Source organism: Caballeronia zhejiangensis (assembly GCF_000698575.1).
In the GTDB taxonomy this organism is placed as follows: Bacteria; Pseudomonadota; Gammaproteobacteria; order Burkholderiales; family Burkholderiaceae; genus Caballeronia; species Caballeronia zhejiangensis.
Genome location: NZ_JFHD01000002.1, coordinates 24,324 through 41,305, shown reverse-complemented (window position 1 = coordinate 41,305; position 16,982 = coordinate 24,324). Strand labels below are relative to the sequence as shown.

Genomic DNA, 16,982 nt, shown 5'->3' with positions numbered 1-16,982 from the left:
AACGACGAATAGAGCGCAATTTATCGGTATTTACCCGAACTTAGCGCTACATTCTCGCCTTCGATTAAAAAGCAGCACGTTTGATGCCTAACAAAAGCCACCCAATGCCCATGAAAATCGCCATTCTCGACGACTACCAGGATGCCGTCCGGAAGCTCGATTGCTTCCATCTGCTCGATGACCATGAGGTGAAGGTCTTCAATAACACGGTGCGTGGTCTCGGACAGTTGGCCAGCAGACTTTCGGAAGTGGACGCGCTCGTGCTGATTCGCGAACGCACGCGCATCAGCTCGCAACTGCTCGACAAATGTCCGAAACTGCGCATGATCAGCCAGACGGGACGCGCGGGCGGCGGGCATATCGATATCGATGCGTGCACGGAACGCGGCATCGCAGTGCTCGAAGGCACAGGTTCACCGATCGCACCCGCCGAACTGACGTGGGCGCTCATCATGTCGGCGCAGCGGCGCATTCCGCAGTACGTCGCAAACCTGAAGCAAGGCGCGTGGCAGCAGTCGGGGTTGAAGACATCGGCGCTGCCGCCGAATTTCGGCTTGGGCCAAGTGTTGCGCGGACAGACGCTCGGCATCTGGGGCTACGGCAAGATCGGCAAGCTCGTCGCGGGCTACGGCAAAGCGTTCGGCATGAACGTGCTCGTCTACGGACGGGAGCATTCGGCAAGCGCCGCGCGCGAAGATGGATTCGCGGTCGCCGAAAGCCGCGAGGCGCTTTTCGAACAGAGCGACGTGCTCACGCTGCATCTGCGTCTGACGGACGAGACGACGGGCATCGTCAAGCAGGACGATCTGATGCGTATGAAGCCGACCGCGCTGTTCGTCAACACGAGCCGCGCCGAACTGCTCGAAGAGAACGCGCTGCTCAACTCGCTGCACCACAACCGGCCGGGCATGGTCGCCGTCGATGTGTTCGAAAGCGAGCCGATTCTGCAAGGCTACGGCCTGCTGCGTCTGGAGAACGTGATCTGCACGCCGCACATCGGCTATGTGGAGCGCGAGAGTTACGAGCTGTATTTCGGCGCGGCGTTCAGGAACATCCTCGCGTTCGATGCGGGCGATACCTCGAGCGTTTTCAACAAGGAAGCGCTTCACCACGCGCGCCGCCGTTGAGTTTCGTCGCGGCGAAGATCAGAGCGTCGACATTTCGATCGACGGCTCGCAGCGCACCGGAAAATTCACCGAGTTCGCGATGAAGCAAAAGCGGTGCGCCTCTTCGTGCAGGCGCGCCGCGAGACCGGCGTCGCTGCCCGCGCCGATCGTCACCTTCGGACGCAGCAGCACATCGACGAAACGTCCGTCGCCCTTCGATTCCTCCTGCATCGTGCCGATGGCTTCATCGACATAACCGGTCACGGCGATCTTGTTCGTCGCGCACAAGTGCAGATACCAGAGCATGTGGCACGACGAGAGCGACGCCACGAACAACTCTTCGGGATTGTGACGCGCGGGATCGCCGCGAAACGCCGGATCGCTCGACGCCTCGATCGCCGTCTTCGTGCCGACGCGCACGAGGTGATCGCGCGAATACGCGTCGTAAGCCGATGTGCCGGAAGCGAGATTGCCGGTCCAGTCGACGGTCAGTTCGTACGTGTGTTTCTTCGCCACGGTCTGCTCCTCAAGCGAGATGCGAAGCGGTTTCCATCAGGCGCGGAAGACGTTCCAGGAAGTCTTCGCCGTCCGCGCGGCCCAGATCATAAGCATGTTGCATTTGCGCCGGACTCGTATAGTCCCAGCTCGAAATCGGCACTTTGCGCGACGGCTGGATGTAAAGGCGCTTCTGCTCGCCGTGCGGCACGACGAACATGCGCTCGCGCGGATAGAGGCGCGTGACCATCACGAGGACGAGTCCCGGCGATGGATCGAGCGCGGAGACGGGCACGTTGTCGACCATGCCGCCATCGAGAACCGGGCGGCCGTTGCGCCGGAGGATCGGCGTGAACGGCGGCGTGCTCGACGATTGCAGGATGAGATCGGCGAGATCTTCGATCGTCGCGCATTCCTGCGCCTTCACGAATTCCGGATGAAAGCCGAGCGCCTGGCCGAGCGTCGGATGCAGCGTCTTGCGCACGTATTTTTCGATGTTGTACGCGATGAGGCCCGCCGCGACCGCGCTGCGCGCGCCGAGCCAGCGCGGCAGATGCGACACGCCGATGCGGATCTCGGGCGCCGACGCGAGTTCGTGGAAGCGGTTCGCGAAGATGTCGAGCAGCGCCTGGCGATAGATGCGGTAGTGCGGAAACACCGATCGGCCGCGCAGCAGGTTGCCCCAGTAAGCGTTGCGCGTGTTGTCGCGCAGGGCGTGGGCGTAGTAGTCCATCACCCAGCGCGACTGGTTCGTGTAGAGCATGCACGCCGTGGCCGCGCCCGCCGATATGCCCGCGATGATGCGCGGCCTGAGATCCAGTTCCGGCTGGATGACGTCCCAGAAGCCGGCTTGCCACCAGCAGCGGTTTCCGCCGCCGGCGAATACGACTTGGTCGAACATTTATTTGTCGTTCACTTGTTGATGAGCGCGTAGGTAGTCGTGGCGTGCGCGGCGAGTTCGCCTTGTTCGTCGTGCATCTCGATTTCGCCGAAGACGAGATTGCGGCCGCGGCGCTGGATGTGCGCGGTGATCAGCACGTCGCCGGTTTTGACCGGGCGCATGAATGTGGTGTTGAGGGAGACGGTGGTCATCGGCTGGAACCCGCCGAGAATGTGCGAGACGGCGATGACCATCGCGGTGTCGGCGGCGGCCATGAAAACTTGCCCACAGATGACGCCGCCCGCGTGACGCAGATGATCCGAATACGGCAAGCGCAGCGTGACGGCGTTTTCGGCGATGAATTCGGGCGCGAGGCGCAGTTCCTTGACCCACGGCGCGAGGATGTCGTCGAGCAAGGCGCGGATGGCGGTTTCGTCCATGGTTCTTCTTTCGCGATGCGGTGGCTGAAGATGCGTCATGATACCGGGGCGTCGCGCGCTCGCAGACGCCCTTCAGGGACGGTTTCGTCAGAAAGTTAAGAATTTTCGCTGCGAGGGCTTGCGCTTCTGCAAAAGCTCCCGCTATAATTTCGCTTCTGTTGGGGCGTTAGCTCAGTTGGTAGAGCAGCGGACTCTTAATCCGTAGGTCGAGTGTTCGAGTCACTCACGCCCCACCAAGCATTACGAAGCCCGGTTAGCGAAAGCTGACCGGGCTTTTTGCTTTTCGTGCGCGTCGGATCAGCACGGCGTCTTTCTCATGCAACGACCGTCGCGCGCGCAGTGCATCGCAAACCCGGCCGAACGTAGCGACCTCCAACCGGGTTGATTTCGTTTGTCAGTTGTCGCATACACCTCGCCGACAACCTACGCGTCGACAATTCTCAAAGCACTTCGAACCAGGCCTTGATCTTGAGGGCCATCAACTTTCGACGCTCCTCCAGAAAGACGTCATATTCGTCGACATTTCCATACAGCATGGAGACCGGAACGCAGTTGGCTTCAAGATTTGCGATGAGATCCTCTCGCTTGTCGATGGCACCATACTTCCTGTCTCCACCTGTACATTGCATCAACAGCTCCTCGAAGTAGACTTTGGGGTCTTTCGCGCCAATCGCTATGTTGATTTCGCTTTGCGCCACGACATAATTCGCGATCTCGTTGTACATGGCCGCCTTGAATTGCTGAGTGGCCAGATGTTTCTTGGGATAGAGATGGTGCACGTCCGCCTGATTGAGTAACAGATCCATCACTGTTATATCCCGGGAGAGGAATCCCTTATCACCCAGCTTCGCTTGGGCAGCCATATAGCATAGAAAGTATGGGCTCTTAATCGAAGACGTCGTCATGAACTGCGGCAGCATCCCAGTCCAGAAACTGTCTGGCAACTCGTTCGCAATGACCGCATCGACGTATTGCTTGACGCCTTGCGATTCGACTTGTCGGATATCGAAGTCGAACTGAGACTCGGGTGATCCGCTATAGCGCCCCCGAAGCGTAGACATTGCGTACCAGCGTCGAACGATCCGCTCGAGTTCCGCCGCAGGAATGCCATTCTTGCGCCCTCGGAGATAAAGAACGTAGGCGAAATTCACTGCGTTCTGGCTGCTGATGAGCGACCTGGAGACAAATCCGGCCGAGCGCAGAATCATCGTGAATCGGTTGAAGTGCGTCTCGTTAATAAACGAAAGCACGCCGCTTTTCAACTGACCGAAGGATTGCTCCGCAATAGCCTCTTCGAACTGCTTCGTTTCGAAGTTCCGGCCCGATAGAAGCGCAACGAGATCCTGAAGCTTTCCGCGGCCGAATTCTGACGTGAACGCAACGCGCAACATGTCCGTGTAGGTGGGATCGTAAATGTCATCGTTGACATTGCAGATCCATTTCATCTTTTCGTAAAAGCCCGATGAAACGAATCTCTTGTCGGATGCTTCAATCTTTGCTTTGAAGTCCGGCGCGACGGCCAAATGGCAGAAATACTCGATCGCCTTGCGCAACATGTTTCCGCCATGCGTCTCGTTCACCGCGATCTTCGACATCGCGAAATCGGCTTGCGACAGCGATGCTCCAGCCGAGTTGACACGAATGAAGATCTCCGTGACGGTTTCGATGTCGAGATCCTCGGCCAGCTCGATGACGCCCACGTGATTGTGAACAATGCCGCGCAGTTTCTCGAGAACGTTAAAGATCCTGTCTTGCGTACATCCGTTGTTGGCGATGCAGTAGTCGCTGACCAACTGGAAAACGCTGGTCTGTGAGTCGAAGACTGCTGCTATGTCCGGCAACCAAGCACTGTTCTTGCGAATAGCCGGGTTCGATACTTCGAACGTCTCCTCTTGAGGATTGAACGCGATACGAATCTGAACTGTTTCGTAGTCGTCGTTGAGAACCTCCACACCGAGCAACGAAGCCATTAACGCTGTCACGCGCTGCTGACCGTCGATCAAAATCCGCTTGCCCATCGACGTCGAACCATCCTTGAGCTTTACGTTCGGATTCTTCCACGCAATGAGATAGCCGACCGGATACCCCTGATACAGCGAATCAAGCAGGTTCCGGACGCGAGTTGCCTCCCAAACGAATGGGCGCTGAATTTCTGGAATGGCGATTTCACCGGACTTCACCCATGTCAGCAAAGTTTCGATCGGATGAGGAGTAACGGAATAACGTTGAGTTGACATTTCTGAAACAATCTTAGCTTTTTACTCGGATGCACTACTAACTACTTGCCCCATCGCGACATCCGTTCCGGTTGAATTCAGACATCCGAATCAGATTGCCGACGCGCCCGCCCAGCCGCGGGCGCTCACTTGAAGCCGAATTATAGACTCCGGCTCTGGAGTTTTCGGACTCTCAAACCACCTCCGCCCCGCGCGCCTGCAACAACTCCCGCAACACCGAGCGATGACACCGCGCCTCATCCTCGCAATAACACCCGACCGAAAAGTTTGCGGTATGCGACAACGCTGCCAGCAAATCGAGCGTCTTGCTCGCATCCGACTCAGCCATCTCCGCTTTGAACTTCTTCACGAACGCGCGCCAATCCTTGTCGTTCTCGGCATGAAGCGCCTGCGTCACCAGTTCCGGCGTCGGCGCTAGCACCGGATACCACACGTCATAAAAATCGCGCTTCGCGAACTCGGCCTTCGGCACGCCGCGCGGCGGCCGCCGCACCGTGCCGATCCGCAATCCCTCGTTCTCCGCGCGCGGCGTTCCCAGTCTCACGATCCGTATCGTCATCATCGGTCTCCTTCGATGAACCAAAGCCGTAAAAGCATAACCGCTGACATCGCTTTGAAAGCTCCCGGGCACCCATCCAGCGAAACCGCGAATCTTCCCGTATCGTTTCGGATTATTCTCCGTCCGCTTACATCCGGAATGCCCGTCGTGCCCACCGAAGAACGCCCGCAAGACCTGCCTCACGATCCCGACGCCCCGATGACCCCGCTCGAGCGCCGCGGCATGGCCGCGATCCTGCTCTCGGTCGCGCTGGCGACGCTCGACACCGCCATCGCCAATACCGCGCTGCCCGCGATCGCCGCCGATCTGCACACGACGCCCGCGGCCTCCGTCTGGATCATCAACGCCTATCAGCTCGCGATGGTCGCGACGCTGCTCCCGTTCGCCGCGCTCGGCGGCATTCTCGGGCATCGGCGCGTCTATCTCGGCGGGCTGATCGTGTTTCTGATCGCGTCGGCGGTATGCGCGTTTTCGTGGTCGCTGCCGACGCTCGTCGCCGCGCGCCTGCTGCAAGGCCTCGGCGCGAGCGCGATCATGAGCGTCAACGCGGCGCTCATCAGCGCGATTTTTCCGCCGCACCGGCTCGGACGCGGCGTCGGGCTGAATGCGCTCGTCGTCGGGATCGCGTTCGCGATCGGGCCGACGGTCGCGTCGATCGTCCTCTCGCTCGGCACCTGGCCGTGGCTCTTCGCGGTCAACTTGCCGGTCGGCGTGTTCGCGTTGATGATCGCATGGCCGTCGCTGCCGCAGACGAAGCGCGCAGCGCACGGCTTCGATCGTTTCGCGGCGCTGCTCAACGTCGTCACGTTCGCGTCGCTGATTTTCGCGCTCGGCGAAGCGGCCCAGCGCGCGCCCGCGCACACCGTGCTCGCGTCGTTCGGCGTCGCGCTCGTCGCGGGCTTCCTGCTGCTGCGACGCGAACGCGGCCATCCCGCGCCGATGCTGCCCGTCGATCTCTTCCGCCGCCCGATGTTCGCCCTTTCGACGATGACCGCCATCTGCTCGTTCGCCGCGCAAGGGCTCGCGTTCGTGTCGCTGCCGTTCTTCTTCGAAAGCGTGCTCGGTCGCAGTCAGGTCGAAACAGGATTTCTGATGACGCCGTGGTCCGCGCTCGTCGCGCTCATGGCGCCGATCGCCGGACGTCTTTCCGATCGTCACGCGCCCGGTCTGCTCGGCGGCGTCGGGCTGGCGATTCTATGCGTGGGAATGGTTTCGCTCGCGATGCTGCCCGCAGAGCCGCATGCGCTGGAGATCTGCATTCGCATGGCGATTTGCGGCGCGGGCTTCGGTTTCTTTCAGTCGCCGAATCTGAAGGCGTTCATGTCGAGCGCGCCGCGCGAACGCAGCGGCGGCGCGAGCGGCATGATCGCGACGTCGCGTCTGATCGGACAAGCGACGGGCGCGGCGCTCGTCGCGTTGTGTTTCAGCATCGCCGGAAAGCATGGCCCGGCGCTCGCGTTGTCGCTGGGCGCGGCGTTCGCGGGCGCGGGAAGCATCGCGAGCGGATTGCGGCTCGTCACGCGCAAACAGTCGTCCGAGCGTATCGTGGGAGACGCGTCGCGCGAGGCGTGAGCGCGCTCACATCCGGCGCACTTTCACTTTGCGGCCTTTGAGCTTGCCCGCGCTCAGCTTGCGCACGGCGTCGTCCGCGACCTTTCGCTCGACGGCCACGTAGGTGACCATGTCCATCACGTTGATCTTGCCGATCTGCTTGCCGTCGAAACCCGCTTCGCCGGTGAGTGCGCCGAGCACGTCGCCGGGGCGAATCTTGTCCTTGCGGCCGCCGAGAATTTGCAGCGTCGCCATCGGCGGCTTCAGATGACCCGGTTCCGCCGACGTCAGTTCGTCGAGCGGATGCCATTCCACTTCCGCGCGCTGCGCCTCTTCGATCGCGCCGACGCGCCCCATTTCGTCCATGCTCGCGAGCGACAGCGCCCAGCCTTCCTCATCGCCGCGACCGGTGCGGCCAATGCGATGCACATGCACTTCCGGGTCCGGCGTCACATCGACGTTGATCACCGCTTCCAGTTGCGCGATGTCGAGCCCGCGCGCGGCGACATCGGTGGCGACGAGCACCGAGCAACTGCGATTCGCGAACTGCACGAGCACCTGGTCGCGCTCGCGCTGCTCCAGTTCGCCGTGCAAGGTCAGCGCTTCGAAGCCTTGCGCGGACAGAACGTCGAGCAGATCGCGGCATTGCTGCTTCGTGTTGCAGAACGCGATCGTACTGACCGGGCGATAGTGATCGAGCAGCAAGCCGACGGCATGCAGGCGCTCGTGATCCTCGACCTGATAGAAGCGCTGCTTGATCTTCGCGTTGCTGTGCTGTTCCTTGAGCTTGATTTCGCGCGGATTGCGCAGGAACTGCTGGCTCAGTTTCGCGATGCCTTCCGGATACGTCGCCGAAAAGAGCAGCGTCTGACGATCTTTCGGGCATTGGCGCGCGACCGACGCGATATCGTCGAAGAAACCCATGTCGAGCATGCGATCGGCTTCGTCGAGGACGAGCGTGCGGACCGCATCGAGCGAAAGCGTCTCGCGCTGCAGGTGATCCATGATGCGTCCCGGCGTGCCGACGATGATATGCGCGCCGTGCTCGAGACTCGCGATCTGCGGGCGCATCGGCGTGCCGCCGCACAGCGTCAGCACTTTCACGTTCTCTTCCGCGCGCGCCAGGCGGCGGATTTCCTGCGTGACCTGATCGGCGAGTTCGCGCGTCGGACAGAGAACGAGCGCTTGCACCGCGAAGCGGGTCGCATCGAGTTTGGCGAGCAGCGGCAGCGTGAAAGCAGCGGTCTTGCCGCTGCCCGTTTTCGCCTGCGCGATGAGATCGTGGCCCGCGAGCGCCGGCGGCAGGCTCGCGGCCTGGATCGGCGTCATCGACAGATAGCCGAGCTGCTGCAGATTCGACTGCATCGCCGGCGAGAGCGGCAGGCTGCTGAAAGAGGTGTCGGTGGTCATGTCGGTTATCGCTTGCCGTGCGGCGTGATGTCCTGGACTTGCTCGTAGGTCACGTCGCCGTCGTTGGTCTCGTGGCGCGTGACGTAGTTGCGCGCGCCGCACATCGGGCAGCGGAACAGCAGGCCTTGGCCCTCGTTGTGAATATCGACGTCCGACAGCGCCCAATCGGCGCCGCAGGACTGGTTTCGGCAGGTGAACATGTTCGTATTTCTCGGTTCGTGGCGCGTTCGTGCGCTCAAAGGCGAAAGTGTACGCGTGTCTCGTGGCGGCGCGGTCGGCGCAAGTCCGCAAGAAATGCTAAAGCGGGTCGTGCTACGTTTCCTGACATCGGGTTTTCTTTCCTTTCGGAGCTGGCGATGAGCGAAAAGTCTTATGAGACGCGGCTCGCGCGCGTGGTCGCGTATATCCACGATCATCTCGACGACGCGCTCGATCTCAATCGGCTCGCCGAGGTGGCGTGTTTGTCGCCGTATCACTGGCATCGGATTTATCACGCGTTTTATGGAGAGACGGCGGCGGCGACCGTCCGACGCTTGCGGCTGCATCGCGCGTCGAACGAGCTTTTGCAGGGCGCCCTGCCGATCGATTCGATCGCCGAACACGCGGGTTACAGCAGCGTGCAGGCGTTTTCGCGGGCGTTTCAGGCGAGTTATCGGATTCCGCCGGCGCAGTTTCGCAGTGAGGGCGGCGCTTCGAAATTCGTTCCTTTGGATGAAGTTCGATCAGGAGATACGGCGATGCATCAGGTCGATATTCGTAGTCAGCGTGGATTTACGGTCGCGGCGATGGAGCATCGCGGGTCGTACATGAATATCGGGCGGGCGTTCGAGATGCTGTTTCACTGGCTTGCGGTGCGCGGGCTGGTCGATCCGCGGGCGCGCTCGCTCGGGATTTATTTCGATGATCCTTCCGCCGTCGCCGAAGACGATTTGCGCTCGATCGCTTGTTGTGAGCTCTTCTCCCCCGACGATGTGAAGTTCGAACCGCCGGTTTCGCGGGTGGAAGTCGCGGGTGGGGAGTTTGCGGTGCTCACGCATATCGGGCCGTATGCGCAGCTTTGTTTTGCGTATCAGTGGTTGTATGGGGAATGGTTGCCGCGCTCCGGGCGTGAAACCGGAGAGGCGCCGGTTTTCGAGGTTTATGTGAATGATCCGAGGGAGACCGCGCCGGGGGATCTGGTGACGGAGATTTGGTTGTCGTTGCGGCAAAGCGCGTGATGCGCGAAAAGAAAAACCCGTGCCGCTTGCGCGGACACGGGTTTGGATGATGCAGAGACAATCAGCAATCAAACATCAATATTCCCCGCGCGCAGCGCGTTATTCTCGATAAACGCCCGACGCGGCTCGACATCATCACCCATCAGCGTCGTAAAGATGCCATCCGCCGCGATCGCGTCCTCGATCTGCACGCGCAGCAAACGCCGCACGTTCGGATCCATCGTCGTTTCCCACAGCTGCTCGGGATTCATCTCGCCCAAGCCCTTATAGCGCTGCTTCGAAACGTTGCGCTCGGCATCCGCGATCAGCCACTTCATCGCGCTCTTGAAATCCGTCACCGCCATCGAGCGCTCGCCGCGCTTGATCAACGCGCCTTCGCCGATCAAGCCCTTGAAGGTATCCGCCGTCGAAACAAGCTGCTTGTAATCCGCGGTCAGCTGCAGGTCTTCGTCGAACACCGTGACCTTCACGTTGCCATGATGACGCCGCTTGACATGCAGCGAGCGCAGCTCACGCACCTGATCGTAAGCCGGTTCGACGCTCACTTCCGGCTTCAGCGGGTCGGCACGCAGACGCTCTTCCAGACGCTTCGCCGATGCCTCCGCCGCTTCTTGCGACGACAGATCGATCACCACGCCGTCCATCACGGCCTCCAGCGAAGCCGCGTCGTAAATGCGGCTGAGACGATCGACGACGGCCTGCGCGAGCAAATAAGCACGCGCGAGCTCGCCCAACGCATCGCCGGAGATCGGATCGGCGCCTTCGCTCGGGATGAGTTCGGACCCTTGCAACGCCAGCTTCAACATATGCTGATTGAGCTCGTGCGCGTCCTTCATATAGCGCTCGTCCTTGCCCGCCTTGATCTTGTAAAGCGGCGGCTGCGCGATATAGATGTACCCGCGCTCGACGATCTCCGGCATCTGCCGATAGAAGAACGTGAGCAGCAGCGTGCGGATATGCGCGCCGTCGACGTCCGCATCGGTCATGATGATGATGCGGTGATAGCGCAGCTTGTCGAGGTTGTAGTCGTCCTTGCCGATGCCGCAGCCGAGCGCCGTCACCAGCGTCACGATCTGCTCGGAAGACAGCAGTTTGTCGAAGCGCGCCTTCTCGACGTTCAGCACCTTGCCGCGCAGCGGCAGGATCGCCTGGAACTTGCGGTCGCGTCCCTGCTTCGCCGATCCACCCGCCGAGTCGCCCTCGACGATATAAATCTCGGACTTCGCCGGATCCTTCTCCTGACAATCCGCGAGCTTGCCCGGCAAACCGATGCCGTCGAGCACGCCCTTGCGACGCGTCATCTCACGCGCCTTGCGCGCGGCATCGCGAGCACGCGCGGCATCGACGATCTTGCCCGTGATGATCTTCGCGTCGTTCGGCGTTTCCTGCAGATAATCTTCCAGCGCCTTCGCGACGATTTCCTCGACCGGCGCGCGCACTTCCGACGACACAAGCTTGTCCTTCGTCTGCGAGCTGAACTTCGGCTCCGGCACCTTCACCGACAGCACGCACGACAAACCTTCGCGCATGTCGTCGCCGGTGGTCTCGACCTTCGCCTTCTTCGCGATGTCGTTATCGGTGATGTACTTGTTGATGACGCGCGTCATCGCCGCGCGCAGGCCCGTCAAGTGCGTGCCGCCGTCGCGCTGCGGAATGTTGTTAGTGAAGCACAGCACGCTTTCGTTGAAGCTGTCGTTCCACTGCATCGCCACTTCGACGGTCACGTTCTCGCGCTCGCCGACCGCGTGGAATACGGTCGGATGCAGCACCTGCTTCGCCTTGTTGATGTACTCGACGAAACCCTTCACGCCGCCCGCGAACGCGAAATCGTCTTCCTTGCCGGTGCGCTGATCCGTCAAGCGAATCCGCACGCCGTTGTTCAGGAACGAAAGCTCGCGCATGCGCTTGGCGAGAATGTCGTAGTGGAATTCGACATTGCCGAAGATAGTCGCGTCCGCCAGAAAGTGCACTTCGGTGCCGCGATTTTCCGTTTCGCCGACGACCGGCATCGGCGAATACTGCACGCCGTCTTCCTCGACGAGCTCGCGGTTCTGCACGACGCCGCGCGCGAACTCCATGAAGTGCTTCTTGCCGTCGCGGCGCACGGTCAAGCGCAGCCATTCCGACAGCGCGTTCACGCACGACACGCCCACGCCGTGCAGGCCGCCCGACACCTTGTAGCTGTTCTGGTCGAACTTGCCGCCCGCGTGCAACTCGGTCATCACGATTTCGGCGGCGCTACGCTTCGGATCGTGCTTGTCGTCGCGCTTCAGACCCGTGGGCACGCCGCGGCCGTTGTCGGTGACGGAAATCGAGTTGTCCGCGTGAATGACGACGTGAATGTCGTCGCAATATCCGGCGAGCGCTTCGTCGATGGAGTTGTCCAGCACTTCGAAAACGAGGTGATGCAGACCGGTGCCATCCGACGTATCGCCGATATACATGCCCGGCCGCTTGCGCACGGCCTCCAGACCCTCGAGGATCTGGATCGACGATGCGCCGTAGCTGTTGTCAGGCTTGTTGTCGGGTTGCGAATTTGTGTTTTCAGTCATGGATTTTTTCCGGTTCTGCGTCACTGCTTCGACACTGCTTCGATAACGCTGCGATTACTGCTCGAACTTTTCAAAACACCTTAAAAACGCCAAAGGGGCGCGCCGCCCCTTGGAGTGTTCTCGGTATTGCGTGCGTCAGATACGCATCGGCATCACCACATACTTGAATTCCTCGTTCTCGGGAATCGTGATGAGCGCGCTGGAATTGGCGTCGCCAAGGCTCACCTTGAGCGTGTCGACCTTCAGATTCGCGAGCACGTCGAGCAGATACGTGACGTTGAATCCGATATCGACGGAATCGCCCTGATAAGCGATTTCCAGTTCTTCCTGCGCCTCTTCCTGGTCCGCGTTCGTGGACATGATCTTGAGCTGGCCCGGCTCGACGAGGCAGCGCACGCCCTTGAACTTGTCGGACGTGAGAATCGCCGCGCGCTGCAGCGAGCGCTGCAACTCTTCGCGGCCGATCTCGAACGTGTTCTTGTGCGACTTCGGAATCACGCGCTGGAAGTCGGGGAACTTGCCCTCGACGAGCTTCGACACCAGTTCCACCTGACCGAAGCTGAACTTCACCTGCGTCGCGGCGATGTCGATCTTCAACGAGTCGTCGATGTCTTCGAGCAGGCGCTGCAACTCGAGAATCGTCTTGCGCGGAATGATGACTTCCTGACGCGGGAACGAACCTTCGATCTTCATCGACGAGAACGCGAGACGGTGGCCGTCGGTCGCGACCGCCATCAGCTGGTCGCCATCCACCACGAGCAGCATGCCGTTCAGGTAGTAGCGGATGTCCTGCTGGGCCATCGCGAAATAAACCATGCCGAGCAACTGGCGGAACGTCTTCTGCGGAACCGAAAGGCTCGCGCCGAAGTCAGTAGCCTGGTTGACCGTGGGAAATTCGTCGGCGGCGAGCGTCTGGAGCGCGAAGCGGCTCTTGCCCGAACGCACCGTGAGACGCTTGTCGGAGAGGTCGAGCACGACTTCGCCCGAAGGCATCGCGCGCAGAATGTCGAGCAGCTTGCGCGCTGCGACCGTCGTGGCGACCTGATCGCTGCCGACGCCGAAATCGGCGCGCGTCGTGATCTGGAGTTCGAGGTCGGTCGAGAGGAACGACACATCGGCGCCGTTCTTGGTGATGAGCAAATTCGCGAGGATCGGCAACGTATGGCGGCGTTCTACGATGCCGCTCACGGTTTGCAGCGGCCTTAGAAGATTATCTCGTTCGGTCTTGACCAGTTGCATAGAGTTCCTTCGTTGATGTGACGGCCTGTCCGCCGGTTTCGCCACCAGATTTGCCCGACGGACAACCTCGTAACACGCGTTGCCGGCCCCCCGCCGGTCACTCGCGAAAACTGCGCTCGAATGCCGCCCAGGCCACGGACGGCTAAACCTATATTGTGCCTCAAAACGGAACCGCTCCCTAAAAATGGGGACGTTTTCGTTAAAAAACAGGCCGCCGGGCGCAATAAATGACGCGTGCGTTCCTGGCAAAGCGTCGATCGGTCGCTTAGCCCTTCAGCGTCTGTTCGAGCACGTGCAGTTCGTGGTTCAACTGCGCATCGGTGCCGCGCTCGGCCGCGATCTTGCGCACCGCGTGGAGCACGGTCGTGTGATCGCGTCCGCCGAACAGTTCGCCGATCTCGGGCAGGCTCTTTTGCGTCAGTTCCTTCGCCAGATACATCGCGATCTGGCGCGGGCGCGCAATGTTAGCCGGCCTCTTTTTCGAATACATGTCGGCGACCTTGATGTTGTAGAAATCGGCCACCGTCTTCTGGATGTTCTCCACCGAGATCTGCCGGTTCTGCACCGTCAGCAGGTCTTTGAGCGCTTCCTTGGTCAGTTCGATCGTGATGTCGCGGCCATGGAACTTCGAATACGCGAGGATCTTGCGCAGCGCGCCTTCGAGCTCGCGCACGTTCGAGCGCAGATGCTTCGCGACGAAGAACGCGACGTCCTCCGACAGGCTCACGCCTTCCGACAGCGCCTTCCTCATCAGAATCGCGACGCGCATTTCCAGTTCGGGCGGCTCGATCGCGACCGTGAGACCGGAGTCGAAGCGCGAGATCAGGCGATCGTCGATGCCGGAGATTTCCTTCGGATACGTGTCGCTCGTGATGATGACCTGCGCCTTGTTCGCGACGAGCGCCTCGAACGCGTAGAAGAACTCTTCCTGCGTGCGCGACTTGCCGGAGAAGAACTGAATATCGTCGATGAGCAGCAGATCGAGCGAGTGGTAATAGCGCTTGAAGTCGTCGAACGCCTTGCGCTGGTACGCCTTCACGACATCGGACACGTATTGTTCAGCGTGGATGTAGCGGATGCGCGCGCCCGCCTTGTCCATCAGCAACTGATTGCCGATGGCGTGAATCAGGTGCGTCTTGCCGAGACCCACGCCGCCATACAGAAAGAGCGGGTTGTACGAAATGCCGGGGTTGTCCGCGACCTGAATGGCCGCCGCGCGCGCGAGCTGGTTCGCCTTACCGGTGACGAAGTTGTCGAACGTCAGCACCGGATTCAGCTTCGAGCGCTCGTAGGCGGAATCGTTTTCACCCGCGGCCGAAGGCGCGCCGCCCGGACGCCACGTGCGTCGGCCGGCAGCGGCTTCGTTGGCGTCGAGGCTCGGCAGGTCGAGATCGGCCTGATCTTCCTGCGTGGCTTGCGCCTGCTGTGCCGCTTCTGTGGCGAGCGCGTTGATGTGCGCGGTGGCGTTCGCATGCGCAACGACCGTCGGCGCCTGAGGCGCGGCCGCAGCCGGCGCCGGGGCGCGCGGCGCGACGGGCGCGCTCGCGGTACGTGGCGCGGCATTCGGTCCGCCGCCGATGGCGTTGCGCGCGGTCGCTTTCGGATCGAGGACGAATTGCACGTCGATGGGCGCGCTGAAGAAGTCGCGCGCCACATCGGCGATGCGGCCCGAGAACTGGCTCTTCACCCAGTCGAGCTTGAAGCGATTGGGAGCGGCGATGCGCAAGGTGTTCGCGCCGGCATCGAAGTCGACCGGGGTCAGCGGCTTGATCCACGTGACGTACTGCTGCGGCGTGAGTTCGCGCGCAAGCAGTGCGGAACAGTGTTCCCAGAAATCGTTCATCGAATGCGGTCGTTATGGTTTGCTCCGCACCTGCGGGCCGTGCTTGCCGAACGTTCGGACAAGTCCCGGCACGGCCGAGCAGGGATGCTCCGGAGGCTTACGCCGCAAGGGTTTGCGGGCGGACGGCGGGCCGAAGCAGCGGGCGGATATTTGGGAGTAAGGCGAGATTCTAACGCCAAACGAGGGTGGCGCGCGAGTTATCCACAGGGTCAAATCAGCACGTCGGACGCGGTGGAAATGCGCCGGAATACGCGTTCGGTGGCGCTAAACTATTGACGGTCAATAGGAAAACGGTTTAAATAGCGGGTTCCGCGAAAACAGAATTCCTGAACCTCCGGCCATCGCGCTTGCAGTGACCACACTGGAGCCTTAGCCCGCGCGGTCAATCAACTCAAGTGAGAGCACCATGAAACGTACTTACCAACCTTCCGTTACCCGTCGCAAGCGCACCCACGGCTTTCGCGTTCGCATGAAGACCGCTGGCGGCCGCAAGGTCATCAACGCTCGCCGCGCGAAGGGCCGCAAGCGCCTGGCCATCTAAGTCTGCCGAGTGTTCGCTCGCGGTTGGATGTCGCACTCGACGGCGAGCCGCTCACGCGCCGCACAGAAGTCTTGAGACAGGACATCGTTCAGTTGCCGGCGCAGGCCGCGTTCCCCAAGGCCGCAAGGCTGCTGAAAACGGATGAGTTCTCATCCGTTTTTCGTTTGCGCCCTTGGCGCCGTTCGCCGCATTTCGTTCTGTACGGCAAGCCGTCCGGAAAGGAAGCGCGGCTCGGGCTGGTGATCGGCAAGAAGCAGGCGCCGCGCGCCGTCACGCGCAATCTGATCAAACGGCTTGCGCGCGATGCGTTCCGGCTGCGTCGCACGCAGTTGGACGGATTCGACATTCTCGTGCGGCTGCACGCGAAGATCGACCGCAAGGCAATGCCGAGCGCGAGCTCCCCGCCGCTTCGGGCGCTCGTCGGCAGCGAGCTGGAAACTTTGTTCGACCGTGCCGTGCGCGAAGCCGCGCGCCGCAGGGCCGAAACCGTGGCGGCGCCGCCCGAGGCGCCCGCCGTCGACGAATCATCCGGCCCGTCAGGGTCATGAAGCGCGGATTGCGCAGACTCGCCTCCACGGCAAGTCCGGCGCGCGGCGCGAAGCTTATGCAAACGGCACTCATCGCGTTGTTGCGCTTCTACAAGGTTGCTGTGAGCCCTCTGCTCGGCAACCGGTGCCGCTTTTATCCTTCCTGTTCCGACTACGCGCGCGAGGCAATCCAGTATCATGGCGCCGCGCATGGCACGTATCTCGCCGTGAAGCGGCTTTGCCGCTGCCATCCTCTTTCGGCGGGCGGCGTCGATCTCGTGCCGCCTCCCAACGCACAAGAATCTGGCGCGGACGCCGCAAGCCCCGGGCAAGACAAGCTTTCAACACCAAACGGCGCTAAAGCGCTTTCCGATCGACACTGAGA

16 protein-coding genes and 1 tRNA gene are annotated in these 16,982 nt (G+C 61.3%); 7 read left to right on the top strand and 10 right to left on the bottom strand.

Going from position 1 to position 16,982, the window contains the following annotated elements; genetic code table 11:
• Positions 1–110: 110 nt before the first annotated feature.
• On the top strand, positions 111–1,127 hold the full coding sequence (locus BG60_RS03615) for a D-2-hydroxyacid dehydrogenase family protein (RefSeq protein WP_008352199.1): 1,017 nt from the start codon (positions 111–113) through the stop codon (positions 1,125–1,127).
• Between the two features lie 18 nt (positions 1,128–1,145).
• Here BG60_RS03615 and BG60_RS03610 read toward each other — a convergent pair whose 3' ends face one another.
• From BG60_RS03610 to BG60_RS03600, 3 genes are read right to left on the bottom strand one after another with little or no spacing between them, the layout of a single operon-like run.
• A complete protein-coding gene (locus tag BG60_RS03610) occupies positions 1,146–1,622 on the bottom strand; it encodes an OsmC family protein (RefSeq protein WP_034470313.1) in 477 nt (158 codons plus the stop codon).
• A gap of 10 nt (positions 1,623–1,632) precedes the next feature.
• Positions 1,633–2,502 carry a patatin-like phospholipase family protein gene (locus BG60_RS03605; RefSeq protein WP_034470311.1) on the bottom strand — a complete coding sequence of 290 codons (870 nt, stop codon included), beginning with the start codon at positions 2,500–2,502 and terminating at the stop codon, positions 1,633–1,635.
• Between the two features lie 11 nt (positions 2,503–2,513).
• Complete coding sequence (locus BG60_RS03600; RefSeq protein ID WP_034470308.1) at positions 2,514–2,921, bottom strand: PaaI family thioesterase; 408 nt, start codon at positions 2,919–2,921, stop codon at positions 2,514–2,516.
• Positions 2,922–3,081: 160 nt separating this feature from the next.
• Between BG60_RS03600 and BG60_RS03595 the strand changes: the two genes are divergently transcribed.
• Positions 3,082–3,157: transfer RNA gene (locus BG60_RS03595), tRNA-Lys, on the top strand.
• Between the two features lie 204 nt (positions 3,158–3,361).
• On the opposite strand, the gene BG60_RS03590 is transcribed toward BG60_RS03595, so the two are convergent.
• Both BG60_RS03590 and BG60_RS03585 read right to left on the bottom strand, forming a co-directional pair.
• Complete coding sequence (locus BG60_RS03590; RefSeq protein ID WP_034470305.1) at positions 3,362–5,158, bottom strand: GmrSD restriction endonuclease domain-containing protein; 1,797 nt, start codon at positions 5,156–5,158, stop codon at positions 3,362–3,364.
• Between the two features lie 172 nt (positions 5,159–5,330).
• The gene (locus BG60_RS03585; RefSeq protein ID WP_034470746.1) at positions 5,331–5,717 is read right to left on the bottom strand and encodes a DUF488 domain-containing protein; all 387 of its coding nucleotides are present in this window, start codon (positions 5,715–5,717) and stop codon (positions 5,331–5,333) included.
• Positions 5,718–5,915: 198 nt separating this feature from the next.
• Here BG60_RS03585 and BG60_RS03580 point away from each other — a divergent pair, with 198 nt between their 5' ends.
• Entirely contained in the window at positions 5,916–7,289 is a 1,374-nt protein-coding gene (locus tag BG60_RS03580; RefSeq protein WP_034470744.1) for an MFS transporter, read from the top strand.
• A 6-nt stretch (positions 7,290–7,295) separates the two neighbouring features.
• On the opposite strand, the gene dbpA is transcribed toward BG60_RS03580, so the two are convergent.
• Positions 7,296–8,678 carry an ATP-dependent RNA helicase DbpA gene (gene dbpA / locus BG60_RS03575; protein WP_034470302.1) on the bottom strand — a complete coding sequence of 461 codons (1,383 nt, stop codon included), beginning with the start codon at positions 8,676–8,678 and terminating at the stop codon, positions 7,296–7,298.
• Positions 8,679–8,683: 5 nt separating this feature from the next.
• Positions 8,684–8,878, bottom strand: a complete 195-nt coding sequence (locus BG60_RS03570) for a hypothetical protein (RefSeq protein WP_008352215.1) — start codon at positions 8,876–8,878, stop codon at positions 8,684–8,686.
• Between the two features lie 156 nt (positions 8,879–9,034).
• Here BG60_RS03570 and BG60_RS03565 point away from each other — a divergent pair, with 156 nt between their 5' ends.
• Complete coding sequence (locus BG60_RS03565; RefSeq protein WP_034470300.1) at positions 9,035–9,895, top strand: AraC family transcriptional regulator; 861 nt, start codon at positions 9,035–9,037, stop codon at positions 9,893–9,895.
• 68 nt (positions 9,896–9,963) lie between these two features.
• Here BG60_RS03565 and gyrB read toward each other — a convergent pair whose 3' ends face one another.
• The 3 genes from gyrB to dnaA form a co-directional block, all read right to left on the bottom strand.
• A complete protein-coding gene (gene gyrB, locus BG60_RS03560; protein ID WP_008352217.1) occupies positions 9,964–12,447 on the bottom strand; it encodes a DNA topoisomerase (ATP-hydrolyzing) subunit B in 2,484 nt (827 codons plus the stop codon).
• A gap of 135 nt (positions 12,448–12,582) precedes the next feature.
• Complete coding sequence (gene dnaN / locus BG60_RS03555; RefSeq protein ID WP_008352220.1) at positions 12,583–13,686, bottom strand: DNA polymerase III subunit beta; 1,104 nt, start codon at positions 13,684–13,686, stop codon at positions 12,583–12,585.
• Between the two features lie 265 nt (positions 13,687–13,951).
• Positions 13,952–15,529: a chromosomal replication initiator protein DnaA gene (dnaA, locus tag BG60_RS03550; protein ID WP_034470297.1), complete on the bottom strand. Its 1,578-nt coding sequence runs from the start codon at positions 15,527–15,529 to the stop codon at positions 13,952–13,954.
• A 406-nt stretch (positions 15,530–15,935) separates the two neighbouring features.
• Here dnaA and rpmH point away from each other — a divergent pair, with 406 nt between their 5' ends.
• From rpmH to yidD, 3 genes are all read left to right on the top strand, one after another.
• Complete coding sequence (rpmH, locus tag BG60_RS03545; RefSeq protein ID WP_004198824.1) at positions 15,936–16,070, top strand: 50S ribosomal protein L34; 135 nt, start codon at positions 15,936–15,938, stop codon at positions 16,068–16,070.
• Between the two features lie 83 nt (positions 16,071–16,153).
• Positions 16,154–16,618, top strand: a complete 465-nt coding sequence (gene rnpA / locus BG60_RS03540; RefSeq protein ID WP_308196617.1) for a ribonuclease P protein component — start codon at positions 16,154–16,156, stop codon at positions 16,616–16,618.
• A 56-nt stretch (positions 16,619–16,674) separates the two neighbouring features.
• Positions 16,675–16,980: a membrane protein insertion efficiency factor YidD gene (yidD, locus tag BG60_RS03535; protein WP_033536595.1), complete on the top strand. Its 306-nt coding sequence runs from the start codon at positions 16,675–16,677 to the stop codon at positions 16,978–16,980.
• Positions 16,981–16,982 lie beyond the last annotated feature (2 nt).